Genomic DNA, 16,368 nt, shown 5'->3' with positions numbered 1-16,368 from the left:
TCGAGTAGCGCCGTAGCGGGCCGGCGGCTTTGCAGTGGTCACAGGCAGTCCTCCGGCAGGATCAGGTTGCGACCCGGCAACGCAACCGACAAAGTTGCCACCTTCAATCTGGCCTGGCTTCAGGATCGCTAGGTTAGAATGGCAGCCAAAGACGGCATCCCTGGACGTTCTGCTCTGCCGGAGAACCGACCGCTCGACAAGCTGGCCTGCCTCCGGTCTGATGATGTTTCCAGAAATCGACAGCCGCACGCGATTACTCCGGCAGCTGAGCAAAGAACTCCCCGCTCGTCCTGCTCGCTCGCCCCCGCTGCTTTCGAAAGCGCTGCAAGCGAGCGTAGACCGCCTGACGCGTGCGGCCCAGCTCTTCTCCGATCTCGTCAGCTGTGGCGCCCTCGCCGAACAGCGCGAGCAGTCTCCCCTCTTCGTTCGGCAACCACGGACGCGTTAAGGAGCGATTATTGGTCATCCGCAAAGCCCTGCAACGTTCTAAATGCGCGGCGGCGCCGGTCGGCGCGACGGGTCCGGAGATCGGGAGGGCCGCTCCGTGCGTGGCGGCGCTGGCAAGCGGCCTGGCTCAGGCGCGCGGTTTCCGCGCGTCATCCATGCTGCTAGACGCGCGTAACTTCGCCTGAGAGCAGGCACCAACCAGGTCGATACATCATCGCGGTCCATGCCGTCCAAGAATGCCTTGAATCCCTTTAAGAAACATTCATGGCTGATCCTCAATGGCACGAAGCCTCCCGATGATCGAAACTGGACCGTAAGACAATACTGCAGGACATTGCACACCGGCAAAGCTCACCCCGGGTTTTCAATCAGCATCACCGCCAAATTCCAGACTCCCGCGCGATCTCCATCGGGTTTCCACCGGAAGATGCCCGCCACACCAGAATCGCGCTCGCTCTTCTGCGAAGCCGTTGAGCGGGTGGCGCATCCGGTGACGACGCGACTGGGCGGCGACTCCCCTGTAGATGGCGGCAACTGCGTCAGCCCGCTCCGACAAAAGATCGGCAGGCCGTACGCTGGCGACCAAATTTCATGCTCGCGGCGGCGCCGCCGAGACCCCCAACCAATAGGCGGCCAACCGCTGGCAAAGGATGAGCCTGTCTTCGAGCTGCAGGGTGCGAGCGTCCATGATTATCCTTCGAGCAGATAGTCCGCGAGCTCATAGAGAAAGATCAGCCAACCCAAGGTGCTGAGCGTTATGGCTGCGATGTACGTGATCTGGCGCGCTTTGTCGGACATTGCATCTTTCGATCAGCCCTCCAGCTGTAAGCCTTGATGGGCGGCCCGGCTGCTCAGAAAGCTTTCGCGTTACAATCGCCTTCGCATGAATTTTGCCCGCCGGCGTGCCGACACGGCAGCGCGCACGCCGTAGCCGCACAGGCCACCGGCAAGAAATGCGCCGAGCGCGATCGCGACTACCAAACTCAGATCGACCACAATCCGTCCTATGCCAAGTTTTCCCTAACGTCTTGCTGGCTGGAAGCGTTCCTCCATGCTCCCCAGTATCCTCTTGGGCCCTGCGCCCGGGCGCGTATTGGCCGCCCCAAAAGTGCGCGGACGGCGCCGGCCTCACTGTAGCTGGCGCGCATGCGTTTGGGCCGCAGAGCTTGACTTCCCGAGGCTGGCGCCCCGTAATCAGGTATTCGGAGTCGATTATGGACAGCCGTATTTTGCTTTCTGCATTTGTTGGCGTTTTTTGCTTCGTTCTGATCCTGGCTTCGATCACCACCTACAGGCACATTTCGCATGGGTCGGAGCCGGTCATTTCAAGGCCAAGTTGACGCTCCGACAAACAAAAAGACCGCTCAAAGGCCTCTCTGCTGCTGACTGGGCTGATATCAGGCGGCGCTGACAGCTGATGCTCAGCTATGTCGGCGACAAGCGGCCGTTGAACCAACTCCGCAGAAAGCCAGCATCATCATGCTCAATTGGCAGGTGCGGGGATCGCGCTATGGTAGTGACCGCGACGTTTCCGAAGTGGTACTGAGGAGGCCAATTAGAAGCGGCAGATGGGGCAACGCAGCAGTTATAAGCGGCTGCGGGACGCCGCTGCCTGCCTGTAGGGCACCTCGGCGCCACGCGTTGCTCCTGTGTTTCCAGGGATTTCGCCGAGGTTACGAAATGCTTCGTGCAAAACTGGAGAACAGGTCCGCGCTTCTCGCTAGTGGACGCGACTTCCTTTGTCACCGGCTTTGCATACGCCGCACCTCACCGGCGGGACGCCTCTTCGCGATCGTGCCTGCGATCGACACACGTAATTCGCACATTCAATCATCAATCTCAAAAGAGACTTCATGATGGTTTGCCGCCTGCGGCTGGCGGAGGAGCACATGACTTACCTCAAACCACCGCGGGACGATGGCTGCTCGGCAGCTGACACACTCGCCGACTTCTATTTCGTCTCGCATAAGGGCGTGCTACAAGGCTCCGCTATCGGCGGCGGCGCCGAAGCGCTCGGCTCCCGTGCTCCGGACCAGGTGCGGACCTCCAGGCACGGGGGCCGGATTGGCGCTGAATTGCCATCGTAATTGGCGCAATGGCGCCCGCTTGTAGTGGCGACCGTGGCTACACGTCTCGGCAAGCAATACCGAAATTGTCACAAACGAGAGCGAACGACTCCTTTGCCTTCGCATCCTCGAAGCAAAAACGGGTTCCGACCTCCGCGCGATCGATCCACCAATCAAGATTCTTGCCTTTGGCGATGCGGGAAGCTTCGCCGCGCAGGAGGTCCAGTTGTCTTCCGGCAGCATGAACGACGAGGCAATTTTCTTTGGGCACTACTATCCTCCCATGGCGATCAGAAAGTCGCGATAAATCCAGGCAAATTGGATAAATAAATTGCGGTGGCGGGCCATCTTGATTCTGGCGCAAAGCACTGTGAACACGAACGCTGCAGCAGGTGAGTGCTGCGGCCGGCGCGTCAAAATCCGGGTGGAAAGCTCGAAGCCCCCGGTGAACCTCGTACCGGAGATTTCCGGGCTCCGATATGATCTAGTTCACAAACGGCAGCGTGCTCAACATGCGTCGAAGTGCGGGTGTATCAAGCTCCTCGGCGGCGTGACGGCCTTGAAAGGCGATCGCGCTGTGACGCGTCCTCTCGGCATGCAGAGCTGGGCGAGGCCGCTGCGTAGTACGGTATTTTGTCCCGGTACCAGAGTCGCGCTGCCGATCCATCCGTTGAGCAAACGAGAGAATGTATTTTGGGCGCATCCGAGAGCTTAGAGGCCGCTGTCCAGCCGGCTCTCCGAACGGTCGCGAAACTCTACGCTGGAAGTTGAGGATCGGCAAAGCTCTCATCCGCCTCGGCATCCGGGCCCAGGCCGTCCAGGCTCGCGATCAACCAGCGCTGTGTCATGACAGCGAATATTGCACCGCATCGTCAGAAGTGGTGATTGACGGCCAAGCTCAAGGAGCGCCCACGTGAACGCCACGAGCAAGCTCATGCTGACTTTGCGGGGGTAGGAGCCGTTGCTTGCTCACGGAGCCCTTTCGCGTGCGCGCCGAGGCGTGCGATCGTCGTGACGATGGAGGCAATCAGTGCGGTCCAGAAGCACACGTCGAACGCGATCAAAAGTAGTTTGCGCATCTTGCTGCTCTCGCCGATGAACGGACCGACGCGGCCGAATATGTTGGCGCGCCGGCTCCGCCATGAGGGCCCCATCGGGGCAAAGCACGGTTTGAGCACGCTAGTTTGTGAGCGTCGACAACCGGACTCTCGGATCAAGCTCGATATTGCGCGGGCAGGTTGATTCTGGAAAGCCGGCCGCGAAAACTCGGCCCGGCTAGACCACGAGGTCGCAAGCAGCATCAAGATGTTGTTCTACCCGTCGAGCCAAGCATCGATGCGAGGCTTAACAACTAGGAACCTAACCAAAAACGCCGTAGCAAGGACGAAGAATACTGCGGTAGTCGTGTGCATTGCGCTTGCTCCTGCAGGCCCCGTTACTTTTAATAACCCGACGCCTCACGTGTCGGTTGTTGCGGTTCTGGGCCTGTAGTTAAGGCCCCTGCCGTTTGGCTGCTGACCTGACGTCGGGGGCCCAAAATCGAGATCGCAGATAAGCTTTCTGGCTCCCGAGTTAGATCCGGGCCGGGCAGGCGCGTGCTTGGGCAAGTGGTTTCCTCCGCTAACGCGAAAGGGCCTGCCCAGGGCGAGGCGCTGCTTCAGGTCGAGGCAGACATCCAAGAAATGTCCTGATCAGGCATCACAGGGAAAGCTATGGCTGAGCGCGCTGATCTCGCAGCTACGTGGGCGTGTTGATCTCATGAGTCGAATCCTCCAGAAAGGGGCCACCGCTGGAATGTCCGATGTATGCCAGCCGACGTACTGGTGCTTGCGCTGCGACTGAGATGCGTGAATGGAATGCTGCATTCAACGAGGCGCGGACCGTCGAGGCGACGCTTCGATATGCGACCTTCGAAGACGGGAAGGTGGCGACATTGAGGAGCTCGGTCGTATGGAAGAAATAGCAGCACGAGATGCGATGAAATGAATCGACGGCCTTGTAGACATGCCGCCCGTGCTATCGCTTGCGGTTGAATTCGCCGGTAGCTCTCGGTTTATTGGATAAGTGCTTCCAGGTGCGAGCTTTAAGCCTGCACCTGAGCCAGGTTATCCGGTTGATTTAAGCGGATGCGCCTTCTGGTGCCAGGCCCAGGCGGTGCGGATCACGGTCGACAGATCGGAATGTCGCGGCACGAAGTCCAGCACCTTTCGGGCGGCCGAGGGGTCTGCGACGAGATAGGTGGGATCACCGGCGCGGCGCGGCTTGACGACATGCGGCACCTCGCGTCCGGTCTCCTGCCTGATGGCAGTGAGGATCTCGCGCACCGAGAAGCCTGAGCCGGTGCCGAGATTGAAGCTGCCGCCAGCATGCCCCAATTCCAGCAGCTTCAAAGCCGCGACATGGGCAGCAGCGAGATCGGCAACGTGGATGTAGTCGCGGATCGCGGTTCCGTCGGGCGTGTCGTAGTCGTCGCCGAACACGGCGAAGTCGACATGCCCCTGCAGCGCCATCATCGCGCGGGGAATAAGATGCGTCTCGTTTTCACGCAATTCGCCGATGCCGCCTGCCGGATCGGCGCCGCTGGCATTGAAATAGCGCAAGCAGAATGCGCCGAAGCCGTAAGCTGCACGGTAGTCGGCGAGCATGCGCTCGATCATCCACTTCGAAGCACCGTATGGGTTGATCGGCGAACAGGGAAAGTCCTCCCGTAGCGCCTTGGAATCGGCACTACCGTAGACTGCGCCGGTCGAGGAGAATACGACGCGGCGGCAGCCGGCGTTGCGCATCGCCTGGAGCAGTGACAGCGTGCCCTGAACGTTGTTGATATAGTATTTCTGCGGGTCGCTCATGGACTCGCCGACAAGGCTCGCCGCCGCGAAATGCATCACCGCCTCGATTTTGTGATCGGCAAAGGCGCGAGCCAGTGTCGCGCCATCGAGCAGATCGCCCGTCACCAGCTCCCCTGTAACGAAGCCGCGATGACCCGTTGTGAGATTGTCATAAACAACGGGGCGATAGCCAGCAGCAAAGAGGGCACGGCAGGCATGCGAGCCAATATAGCCCGCGCCTCCTGTGACGAGAACAGTCGGTCGGTCGGTCATGTATGCTTACCCCAAAACGAGCGCAACGATCATCCAAGCCGCCGTTGCTAGCAGTAGATTCACGCAAAGCACAAGCAGCGCAAGGGAGAGCCACCCAGGTCCTTTGCGGCGCAAGCGGGCGAAGTGGTGCCTCAAGCACGATATGTCGCTCGAAAGGCTCTCGGCACAAGAGGTCGCTTTCGGCGGCATAGCAAGAGACGGAAATTCGAGCGAACTCAAGCAAATGCCTCTCGATTCAAATATGGGATTGGACCGCCTGGCAGCAAACATCCGGAGCATAGAATTATCGCGTCCGCCTGCAAGCAGGTCGGTTCAGAAACGCCTCGAGGATCCAAGACGTCAGGGTTTGTTCGGCTGTATGGAGCGTACAATGCCCATTTTGCTCCTTCTCGGGAACGAGACATTCCGGGGCCGCTCGCCCGCAGGCCCGTCAACTTCTTCCATTGGGGTCACGCGTTCATCGCCCCCGCTTGTTTAACTTCAATTGACCATTTTGCCGCGAAAAGGTCGCGCGATCGCGCCGTCGCAACATTACCTTCAAACCTGCAACCTAGGTTGAGCCCATAACAGGAAATGGACAGGGCATGCCTCAGATCTGGATGACTTATCAGGAGCTTGGGACACTTTGCGGAGTTAGTGCTGATCAGGCCAGATTGCAGGCTCAGCACCTGCTGCTGGATCGGCGTAGGAGCCGTGATGGAAACACCCGAGTGAAGTTGAATGCTCCCTTGATCGCCCGGTTCCTCGAGACAATGCGCGAAGCCGAGCCTGATCTCGACGACGCGATCGCTGCATTGCGCGATACTCACCAGCAAATGTCAGGAGGTTTCAGGCCGAGAAAGGTGAGTCTCGGCCGAGGAGCCGCCTAGCACGCCGCTCGCTCCTGACATCTTCGATCCGGTATAATCCTTCAACCGGAATTCTGCGCGACTGACAGTGTTCCACAGCGGATCGGGGGCAATGGGTACGGTCGGAGGATGCCATGAAGGAGTCCTGGCATCTTGCCGGTGCGACGTTGTTGCGCTCCGTCTGGTCCGAGACAGTCGCTGGTTGCGAACGGTCAATTTGCAGGTCGAGCTCAAGGATGGGAACAACGTGCCGATGAACACGAGTGCCGGTTAGGCAGGCGGAAGCCGGGTTCGACAGCGGCACGAAGGTTGTAACCTACACGGGCACGTGTTCCGATCTTCATGGGCCCGGCGCGGTCGACAAGAACGCCGGCACTGCCCTCGCATTCAGGTCGGCGTCGAGCCCGATCAAGGGCACGGGGACCTTCAGCGATATGCAGGCTGCGGATCTTCTGGGCGACAAGTTTGGCGCGAACATCCACAGCGCGGCCATCGCCGAGCTGCGCGGACCGATGGCGAAGCAAGTCCCCGTTTGTTCTTGATATCGGTTGATATGGTCCGCGTGGCGGAGGCCGGCGTTAGGTGGTCGGGCGGGGCAGAAAAGCAAGGATTGTCTGAGAAAAGAGGACGCCGACGATGCCGCCGGCCGCCCTCTGCAGAACCTCCATGGCTGCGAAGCTGTGATCTGGGATCAGCATTTGTGCAAGCCCGAGTCCAGTTGCGACTGCGATTACGAGGCAGCAGGCAGCAGCAATCCGACCTGGCAGCAGAAAGGACAGGAGAAAGCCAAGCAGGCCGTAAAAGCTGAAGCGCTCAATGACAATGACCCGATAGGACTCGGCATGGCCGACGATCACGGGCCTTCCTGACAGCCGGGCTAGCGTAGCGTAAGTGATGAGCGCAAGGCAGAGTCCGGCTGCCGTCATGAGATGATTGCGACGCATGTTGTAGCATAACCAATCCGTCGGCGGCATCGCTGCGAAAGGCATGAATATCGTTAAGGCGGTGCAACTACCAGTGCTGTGCAGCCTTTGAGGACTGCGCGGCGAAACTGTGCAAGGCTTTTTCTAAAGCTATCTGTCCCCGATTGGGTCCCGCGCGGCCAGGCCAGCAGTGCGGTCTCGTTAATCGGAGTAGGGGGTTGCAGTCGAGCGCTGCGAGGGCGAGCAGGTTGCCGAACTTCCGTGCGCCGGAGGCGATAGCGTTTGAAGTGTCCCCCGTAGCGTCGTTGCTCTCCGCTTCGTTGGTCGGTGGGATTGCTCAAATGCATTTAGTGCGAAGATGGCCAGGAGCGCTTGCTGCATGAACAGTCTTTGGTGGGGCGTTGGCCCAAGCTATTGAAACGTGCGGCCCAACGAGACAGACGCCAGGCGTGATCCGAGCCATTCAGGCGGCGATTGGAAAGTAACGAAGCCTCCGATTGCCGTGCAGTGGAGCTCGCTCGGAGGTGGCTGTCCACCCAGAGTACTCAGACTTTCTTGGCATTCTTTGGCTTGAACGAAACGCCGAGCCGCAGCGCCATGCGCTTGATCGCTTCAGGTGGTCGTCCGAGCTGTTTTGCTGCATCTTCCAGCGAGATCGAAGACTTCGCCAGCTCCATGAGCCGGCGATCCTCTTTGAATGACCAGGGCCTGCGTGCCATTTTCTCGATTGATCCTCTCGTACACAAGACGAAAGCCGCCAAGCGGATGCTCAACGGCTTGCTTGGTTGGGCTGGGCATTTCGAAAGCCCGGTGAAGAGAGGGATAGGAGATCTGGAAAGTTTCGCAACAAACACCGGGTGTTAAGCTAACTCTTCAACCTTACCGGACGCAGCCGCGAGCCTGCTTGCCTTGCTGCGGGGCGACTGATCGGGTTTGGCCCGGTACTTAACTTTGGTGCGAGATCTGAATTGCGCGGACTTGGCCAAGGCGCTAGTTGCAGGTAATCTGCGCCGCCATCATTTGGGTGTAGACGGTAGAGATTATGTCTGGTGTGTATTTTGGGCTCAGGTGGCTTCACGCAATAGCCAGTATTAACTTTGGTATTTGACGCAGGTTGCAACATGATTGCTCCAGGCAACGCGCCTCCCCGAAGATATTTTGTTGATGCAGTTGGTCGGCGGGTTCTGATTGGCCTGACGATCGAGGAAACACAAGAATTCGAAGGCTTGGATCGGAAACAGGCCGGGCAGGGCACGAGCGATCGGGACGGAGAGACCACGAGTGCGCTCGGGCCCGATGAACAGAGATGGATGGCGCTTTACGAGAAGCATGACAGCGCTTGGCGGAACTGGATCGTTCACGCGGTCTGTGTCTAGTCGTTAAATCTTCATTAACCACAGAAGAGCGATCTTCTTCGAACGCTGATCTCGAACGAGTATTTCATCCATGTTCCAGCTGTTTCTGAGTGCTCGCAGCCAGAATTTCCTTCGCCGTGTCGGTGTGTCCGAATTTCGGGTGCGCTCGGCTGATCGAGACGCCGAAACCGATCAGCATCGGGTCGGAGCGATCATGGCTGCTATCGAGGGTGCTCTGGAGGCGGCGGAACGTGAGCGGGCGGGCCTTGGCCGGCGGGTCGACGATGTGTTAGCCCGAGCGGCGGTTACTCTTGGTAACGGCGACGACGAGTATCTGCATCGGGAGCCGCTCGATAGCCATCATCACGACCTGTTCGACGCCGAGATCGTAAACAGCCAAAAGCGGCTAAAAGAGCTTGGGACTGCGATCGCCCACTTCAGGTTCGTCAAGGTGGCCATGCAGAGCCGGTTCCCGGATTTTCGGCCTTGAGCGCCTTGGCGGCTTCATTAGATCCCAAGCCGTCGCGCGTGTCCTGACGCGGAAAAAGCTAACATCAGTGCGGTCGGGCGCGGCTTAACTGACCTGGGCCGTTGGCGATCATTCCTCCGCCGGTAGCAAATCTCAACAGCGCGCCGGCGAGATAACTGATTTGCAGCAGGACAGCAAAGGTTGCAACAGAAGCGCAGGCTTGCCAAAGCGATTGCGGCGAGATCGCGCAAATCGCGACCGCCCCAACAAGAATAACAGGCACGAGGACGAAGACTCGGTACCGCAGACCGAGGACAAGCCCCGTCGAAATACTACCTGCTATCAGCAACATCGTTCAGGGACTCCAAACCGTCCCCTAGCTCTAGTGCCGGCGCTCTAAGATTGGCTGAAGTCGATGCTTCAATTTGTCTTCAACATGAACTTGGACATCAATCTCGGGCCGGCGCGGACGGCAGTTTCGGAAGTCACAGAACCCATTGCAAACGAGCCAACTGCTCAATTGGACGGCTATACCAATGGTGTGTGTTTCCATCCCTCATCAGGTTTGGGGGCCGACCTGGTCTTGTGTCCGTCAGACTACCTCGCGGTTACGATGGAGTTTATGTTTGCTGCATTGGTTGTGGCCGCGTCCAGCGGCGCCATGATCTTGATGAATTCGGTCGACGGAGATTCTGCGACCGAAATCACGTCGTGATCACGCATTCTGAACGAATCTGCCTGGAACCAGCCGTCAGGTTTGCTCATATCGAATTTGTAAACGGCAGGTACCTCAATTGTCGGGAATCCAGCTACATTGAGGCCAACGCTTTCCATCAGTCGCCTGGGCTCAAAACGGTAGACGAAAACTGATTTTGAGTTGGCGCGGCTGCCGTCGAGACCGCCAGCCTTGGCCAAGGCTTCAGCCAGTGACATCTCCGCATTTTCGAAGGTAAAGCGACGATTGTTGGTGCCACCAATGGAGCCGGGCGAAGGTGTGGACCCGAAGGCCATGAATACCCGCGGAACGCGGGTCAGGAAAACGACGTCTCCCGGGGATAGCAACACGTCTTCGGAAGGTCGCTGGACCACGCTCGAAACGTACTGCGTGTAAGTCCGGTTTCCCCGCTTGAGAGTGACGGTGACCTCATAGTCCGGAAACTTGGGGCCGCCGGCCTTGGCGATCGCCGCCAGCAAATGCAGTCCACCCGGGTCAATCGGGAAACGCGACGGGGTGTTGACCTCTCCGAGCACGCTGACCTGGTTACCTCGTTGTTCGGCGACAGCCACGACGACTTGCGGCTCGATTGCACGGTCCTTGAGGCGGTCGCGGATGATATTTGACACCGCGCGCGGATTTTGTCCTGCGACCCTGATTGACCCGGCGTAAGGGATGTTGATGCTTCCCGATTGATCAACCTGCTGTCGCGGAATGTCGACGAAATTGCCGGACCTGACGCCGGCTTCACCGGGAATGAAAAGACCTCCCGCCTGTGCCTCAAAGACGGTGACAGTCAGAATGTCGCCCACGCTAATGGGCGCTTCACGATAGTGCCCGCCCGGTACAGAAGCGAAGGAGATGCCTGTCGCATTGGTGATCGCGTTCGACGCTGTGAGGACGACCGGATTGACCGGCATCAGGACATAAGGAAGCGGTGCGGATGGGGCCGTGATGATGGCGGCATTCTCGTGAACGGCAGCGGCATCCGGTGCGTCCATCGGAATGACACCAGCGCAGCCGGTCATCATCACAAGGACAAGGGCCAGCGCCACGGCGTGATGAATGCCGATCTGAATCGATGGTCCAGTTGTTTCGCTTGCCACTATCACCTCACGCCATCCGTTTACTGCGCTCGAGCGTAGCAATCATCCTATCGTCGAGTCACTCTCATCGGGTTTTATCGAAAAGAAACGCGCGACTTTGTGGCCTTCCTGCAACTTACTCGTAATCCATTGTCAGCTTTTGTGATCAGAGACTAGGCAACATGTTTGCTTTCTCGCCACAATTGATTTGTGAGCAAAGTTTGCCGCACGAGAGACATCTTTGGGACATGATCGGCATCAGAGTTCGCGCGAGTTGCTGCGCGTACATCATCGAACGACAGCACGCCTCGAACGCAACCGGGCTCGTTCGAGCTCATCTCCGGGTAGGAACCGTCAGCTCAACGCCGGAAAACTGGTGCGAGGGCAATGAACGATCGAAATGTAATATTCTGGAAGATGAACTGACGGGCATGCCAGAGATGGCGTTGATGCCGATGTTTCGAGAGCAAGTCTGCCTCAATTATCTCCATCGATAAAGATGTCGCAAACCACGAGGACGCGCGGAACGCCTCCCGGAGGTCGGCGTTTGATTTCTTGGCCGACCTCGCCGGGCAGGGTCGGTTCAAGCTGATGCTGTTAACTCAACGTTGCCCATCCCGCCAAAGGGAGGCGATAGCCGGGTGGAACCCGGGAGGTAGATAAAACTGTATTATTTGGTTTGAGCTGCGCGAAACAGCTCGCATGTCAAAAAACCCCCATGGAGCCCGCAAGAGGCTGACGACGGGGGCGTTAATGTCTACTGCAAACTATGGATTTTCAGCTGACTTTTCCGCGGCTCCGAGCCGTGAGGCTGTCGATGGGCTCGCGGCAATCGCTTCGGCGCTTGATCAGGGGTTCGTCGGGGCGGCCAAGTCGCGCGGTCAGTTTCTTGATATCTGCGCGATCGCGCTGGGCTGGGCCGTTCTCGTTGCCGTCGTCCTTCACCCTGAATTGCAGCTAGCGGCCATCGGAGTCGGTATCGCACTATTTGCCGTGCGCCCGGTGTGGCGACTGGTACTCGGACCCGCCGAGCAGACCTGTCCGCTCCGGCGTTCGGCGAATCGTTCCGCTCTCCAATACAGCTAGGACGCACCCGCCCCGCCCGGCAGCTCGCTGTCCGAAGTGGGAAGCTCCAACTCGCCCATCTGGATGGGATAGGAGTGTGAAGTCTTGTCCCACACCAGAGGCCGGCCGGAAACGCGGTGGCTTGTATAGATGCGGACAGCGCGCCATGTGGCAAAGAAATTGACGAAATTCCCGACGATGAGCCGTGGCGCCGACATAAGAGCATGGCGCAGATTGTAAATCATGCCAGTGAAGATCATGCGGTTCAGCAGCCGCCATATGAGGAAGCAGAAGGTCACCCAAAATAGGGTCTTCGCCCAATCTGACGACAGGATGGCGTAAGAAAGCTCGTGATTGGGGTCGAGATACCAGCGGAAAGCTTCGAACAGGATCAAATTCGCCATGGCGAAGTAGGCAAGCATGACCGCAGGACTGGTGATCACGCCTTTTCGGTCGCGCGCCAGAAAGTACTTCGTGCCGAACTTGCCCTTCCAGCCGATTTCTTCGGTTCCCTGAAAGACGATCCCCAGCAACCATCGGGCGCGCTGCCGGTACGCTGCTTCCAGCGCGGAGGGAAAGAATTCACGCGTTGCGATCGGAAGGCTCCGGTGGAGGATGCCAGGATTGCCGGTATCGATATCGATGTCGATGGCGTACTTCGCCGGGTAGGCGATGAAGGCGGACTTGAAACCAAGCTCCGAAACGCGAAAGGCGATGTCGTAGTCTTCGGTGAAGGACGTGACGCGGAAGGCTTCGCCCTGGTTCTGGTCGACGAGATGAAGCATCGCTTCGCGGCTGAAACAGGCGGACACGCCCGCGCAAGGAATGACGCCGGAGATGCGTTGCCGGACCTCGAGGTCCTTGGTGTGCATTTCCGCAAACTCGTCCATGTAGATGCCGCCGATCAATGACAGAACGGGGCGAGAGAACGAATAGACCGGCAGCTGAACGAAATCGTAGAGATCGACGAGTTTGTTGAAGAGCTTCAACTCGAGAGGATGAATGAGATCCTCGGAGTCGTGCATGACGACCCCGGCAAACTGGATCGATTTCTCGGCCTCGAACATGAAGATGTCCGAGACAATCTGGTTCAGGCAGTCTGCCTTGCTGGTCGGACCATCCCGGGGTACCAGGACCATATGAATGTTCGGATAGAGGCTCTGCGCCTTTCGGATCTCATCCTGAGTCGGCGGATCGTTGAGATAGACGCCGACGAAATAGTGAGCTTGTTGATAGCGAAGTAGCCGGGAGTTTGAAGACAGCATGGAAAAAATAACGTCGTGCTCTTTCCAGCATGGGATCATGATCGCGATTGGCCTCTCCGGCAGCTGCTCGAGAAGCTCTACGTCGGGCAAGTCCCTGGTTTTCGTGATGCCGAACAGCCGCCCGGTCCAGTACAGCACATCCACCACGAGATCGTCGAAGCTGGACACAACAATGATGATGCCCGCCACGAGCATCATGATCTCAACCGAATAAAGATACCACGGAAGATAGGCGGTCAGATTGGCCATGAGTCAGGATGCATGCCGAAGAGGAGCAATTGTTGCTGGTTTCTGGTCCTGGCCAGTCACGAAATACCGGTAGAGGACCTCGACGATTCGGCGGCTGGCGTGCCCGTCGCCATACGGAAATACGGAGCGCGCCATCTTCGTATATTTTGCCGGCGTTTTGTTTAGCTCGTGGAGCGACTTGAAGACTGCTTCGCGAGAGGTCCCCACGAGCTCTACAACGCCCGACGCGACTGCCTCCGGACGTTCGGTGACGTCCCGCAGGACCAGGACTGGTTTGCCGAGGGCCGGAGCCTCTTCCTGCAATCCCCCACTATCCGTCACGACGCACCAGGCATTCTGGATGGCCGCGACCATGGCCCGGTAGCTGAGGGGTTCAACGAGATTAATCCTGGGGTGACCGGAGAGAACCTCCATGGCCGCCTCGCGGGCGTTCGGGTTCGGATGGACAGGGAAGTAGACGCCAACATCCGGGGTGAGGTCGACAAAAGCTCTCACTGCCGTGAGAGCGTCCCTCAATCTCGTGCCGAAATTTTCTCTGCGGTGCGCAGTCAGCAGTATCATGCGTCTCGCCTGAAACTCCGGCGGGACAGGCGGCCTGGTGGCGGCGATTTCCAGGAGCGAGTCAATCACCGTATTGCCTGACACGAACACCTTGTCTCTCGGCACGTTCTCATTGATCAGGTTTTGAGCCGCTGCTGAAGTTGGGGCGAAATGTAGCGCTGACGAAACGGCGATTGCGCGCCGATGAAATTCCTCAGGGAAGGGCGCGTCGAGCTCGGGGGTCCGCAATCCGGCTTCAATATGAACGAAGGGTGCCTTTCGGTAAAATGCGGCAACCGAGGCTGCATATGCCGTGGTTGTGTCTCCCTGCGCGATGACACAGTCCGGTTGTTCGCTTTCGAGAATGCGATCCAGTCTGCCGAGAAGTCGACTTGCGGTCTGCGCGGGGCTAAGGGAGGTCCCACGGTGCCGGATTGCAATGTCAGGTATGAGTCCGAATTCGGCCAGTGTCAGATCAAGCAAGTCGCTCTGTTGACCACTGGTTACGACCCTGACGTTGGCCCATCCTGTGCCGCGCAGGCGCCGGATAACCGGCGCCAGCTTGATGACTTCCGGCCGGGTGCCGATGACGACGAGAAAGGTTCGAACAGGAATAGAACGCGTGAACTCGTCCCGATGCGGGAGATGCATGTCCGAAGCCCCAAAATCGACTCGCCAGTGCGATCGACACGCCGCACAAGGCCGAATTATCTGTCGGTGTTTAGGGGAACCAGCTTAATCGGAGCCCGCCCTTCAGACAAATGATGTTTCGGCAATCATGAAGGGAAAACAAAGCATTGGCAATACAGGGTAAATGTACCCGAAAAATGAGCACGCCGGAGGGGAGCAGCTGGTGCCAGACGAGCGGGTTATACGGTTGCCGAATCGCGCCATACACTGGCCTCATACCCGTCGATGATCTGGCTCGTGTGGGTAAATTCTTCGAGCTGACGCAGGGGTTCGATAACTTTTCGGGCGATCAGGACTGTGTTGGGCTCGGCGTGCTTTTGCATATGGCCGGCCACATCGATGACCCTGTCGGAAATGGTCTCCAGTGGGGTCGAGTCGTCGAAATAGACGAGACCGGCGTTGACGCCGCAGCGGACAGAATAATCGGCCTTCGAAATCTTCACGTCCCGGTTGAACGCCCTGAGGCTCTTGATCACGTCCTTGCCGGCCTGGCACGCGTCCTCCACGTGAGCAAAGCAGGCCATGACCCCGTCAGGTGTCCAGGCCGTCTTCAAGACACCGCGGGCCCGGAATATGCGCTCCACCAGCTTTCGGTATTCAGCAAAGTCGTACTGAACCGACGCAGGATCCTCGCCGTTTTTCATCTGGGCAGATCCGACGACATCAACCGCCAGAAACGCAACTTCTCGTCCGAATGAATCGAGCTTTTTCTTCGTTTCAGCGAACACCTTCAAAAGGTCTTGCCGGTTTACCGCGTTATCGCTTTCCGCGACCCGCAGTTTGCTCTCCAGCTGCTTGTCGAGGGCGGAGCCGGGTTTCACACCCTCCTTCTCGCGCCACTCCTGCGCAGAGGCTCTAAGCAGGCGGCGGTTGAACGAGTGCTGGCTCCTTTGAGCCAAAGATCCAACCGTGAAAGTAACGAGGATCGCCAAGCCTATCAGAATCCAGTCAGATCGATCGGCGCCGGCAATGTTCGTCGGTATGTAATGATGAAGGAGCGGTGATGCCTTCTTGAGAATAAGGTCCCGCGCGTCCAGCAATGTTGCCGAGAATCTGGCCCCCTTCGGATTGTCAAAAAGAAGAAAAAGCTTGGGAGCGAGCAGCGTAAGCGCGAGGGCGAATGTCGCAATTCCAAGCAATCGCCGTGCTGTGAAAAGAAAACTCACAACAAACGATTTCCGCGCTTCCCTATAGACCACTTAATCATCTCCAGAGCGACCCAGGCGATGCGGGTCCCGCCGGACTATAGCCCGCGTGCGACAGCGGGCGCAATTGCCGGACGGCATCCATCCGGGACGATGCTTTCGAGACTCGCGCAGCTAGCCTGAGACTTCAGTGAAGTTGCATTGCATGAGGCGTCACAGTCAATGCGGCGTTTGGCTGGCGAAAGTCGGCCAGGGTGGTCGGTGAAGCCAGCGGTGTGGCACCTTGTCGGCGACTTCAGACCGGGACGCCGTCACGGATCAGGGCGCTTTCGCACGATGTGCGTCCCTGTGTGATCTCTCAGTTCGATGCACTCGACGTCCGGACAAGTGTGCAATGAGGCACGA

Annotated in this window: 13 protein-coding genes; 3 read left to right on the top strand and 10 right to left on the bottom strand. The window is 58.4% G+C overall.

Annotated elements, in window-relative coordinates; translation table 11 throughout:
* Window positions 1–2,571: 2,571 nt before the first annotated feature.
* From AC0L3J_RS23825 to AC0L3J_RS23815, 3 genes are all read right to left on the bottom strand, one after another.
* Window positions 2,572–2,784 (bottom strand): hypothetical protein, encoded by a 213-nt coding sequence (locus tag AC0L3J_RS23825; protein ID WP_084462212.1) that lies wholly within the window; start codon window positions 2,782–2,784, stop codon window positions 2,572–2,574.
* Between the two features lie 1,834 nt (window positions 2,785–4,618).
* Window positions 4,619–5,614 (bottom strand): UDP-glucose 4-epimerase GalE, encoded by a 996-nt coding sequence (gene galE, locus AC0L3J_RS23820; RefSeq protein ID WP_027516155.1) that lies wholly within the window; start codon window positions 5,612–5,614, stop codon window positions 4,619–4,621.
* A gap of 449 nt (window positions 5,615–6,063) precedes the next feature.
* On the bottom strand, window positions 6,064–6,423 hold the full coding sequence (locus AC0L3J_RS23815) for a hypothetical protein (protein ID WP_473348471.1): 360 nt from the start codon (window positions 6,421–6,423) through the stop codon (window positions 6,064–6,066).
* Between the two features lie 302 nt (window positions 6,424–6,725).
* Here AC0L3J_RS23815 and AC0L3J_RS23810 point away from each other — a divergent pair, with 302 nt between their 5' ends.
* A complete protein-coding gene (locus AC0L3J_RS23810; RefSeq protein WP_473348470.1) occupies window positions 6,726–7,004 on the top strand; it encodes a hypothetical protein in 279 nt (92 codons plus the stop codon).
* A 36-nt stretch (window positions 7,005–7,040) separates the two neighbouring features.
* Here the strand turns inward: AC0L3J_RS23810 and AC0L3J_RS23805 are convergent, their stop codons facing one another.
* Both AC0L3J_RS23805 and AC0L3J_RS23800 read right to left on the bottom strand, forming a co-directional pair.
* The gene (locus AC0L3J_RS23805; RefSeq protein WP_473348469.1) at window positions 7,041–7,319 is read right to left on the bottom strand and encodes a VanZ family protein; all 279 of its coding nucleotides are present in this window, start codon (window positions 7,317–7,319) and stop codon (window positions 7,041–7,043) included.
* Between the two features lie 611 nt (window positions 7,320–7,930).
* Entirely contained in the window at window positions 7,931–8,062 is a 132-nt protein-coding gene (locus AC0L3J_RS23800) for a hypothetical protein (protein WP_256375666.1), read from the bottom strand.
* Window positions 8,063–8,831: 769 nt separating this feature from the next.
* On the opposite strand from AC0L3J_RS23800, the gene AC0L3J_RS23795 reads away from it, so the two are divergent.
* Window positions 8,832–9,230 carry a hypothetical protein gene (locus AC0L3J_RS23795; RefSeq protein ID WP_027516158.1) on the top strand — a complete coding sequence of 133 codons (399 nt, stop codon included), beginning with the start codon at window positions 8,832–8,834 and terminating at the stop codon, window positions 9,228–9,230.
* Between the two features lie 64 nt (window positions 9,231–9,294).
* On the opposite strand, the gene AC0L3J_RS23790 is transcribed toward AC0L3J_RS23795, so the two are convergent.
* Both AC0L3J_RS23790 and AC0L3J_RS23785 read right to left on the bottom strand, forming a co-directional pair.
* A complete protein-coding gene (locus AC0L3J_RS23790) occupies window positions 9,295–9,561 on the bottom strand; it encodes a hypothetical protein (protein ID WP_473348468.1) in 267 nt (88 codons plus the stop codon).
* Window positions 9,562–9,806: 245 nt separating this feature from the next.
* A complete protein-coding gene (locus AC0L3J_RS23785) occupies window positions 9,807–11,030 on the bottom strand; it encodes a polysaccharide biosynthesis/export family protein (protein WP_473348467.1) in 1,224 nt (407 codons plus the stop codon).
* A gap of 732 nt (window positions 11,031–11,762) precedes the next feature.
* On the opposite strand from AC0L3J_RS23785, the gene AC0L3J_RS23780 reads away from it, so the two are divergent.
* Entirely contained in the window at window positions 11,763–12,095 is a 333-nt protein-coding gene (locus AC0L3J_RS23780) for a hypothetical protein (RefSeq protein ID WP_473348466.1), read from the top strand.
* Here the strand turns inward: AC0L3J_RS23780 and AC0L3J_RS23775 are convergent.
* From AC0L3J_RS23775 to AC0L3J_RS23765, 3 genes are all read right to left on the bottom strand, one after another.
* Complete coding sequence (locus tag AC0L3J_RS23775) at window positions 12,092–13,588, bottom strand: glycosyl transferase family protein (RefSeq protein ID WP_473348465.1); 1,497 nt, start codon at window positions 13,586–13,588, stop codon at window positions 12,092–12,094. The genes AC0L3J_RS23780 and AC0L3J_RS23775 overlap by 4 nt on opposite strands.
* 3 nt (window positions 13,589–13,591) lie before the next feature.
* On the bottom strand, window positions 13,592–14,779 hold the full coding sequence (gene wecB / locus AC0L3J_RS23770; RefSeq protein ID WP_473348464.1) for a non-hydrolyzing UDP-N-acetylglucosamine 2-epimerase: 1,188 nt from the start codon (window positions 14,777–14,779) through the stop codon (window positions 13,592–13,594).
* 218 nt (window positions 14,780–14,997) lie between these two features.
* Window positions 14,998–16,017, bottom strand: coding sequence for a hypothetical protein (locus AC0L3J_RS23765; RefSeq protein WP_473348463.1), 1,020 nt, complete (start codon window positions 16,015–16,017; stop codon window positions 14,998–15,000).
* Window positions 16,018–16,368 lie beyond the last annotated feature (351 nt).

This window comes from Bradyrhizobium sp. Kon37, assembly GCF_055807535.1.
The sequence above is the reverse complement of the archived record's forward strand: the minus strand, read 5'-3'. Positions and strand labels throughout refer to the sequence as shown.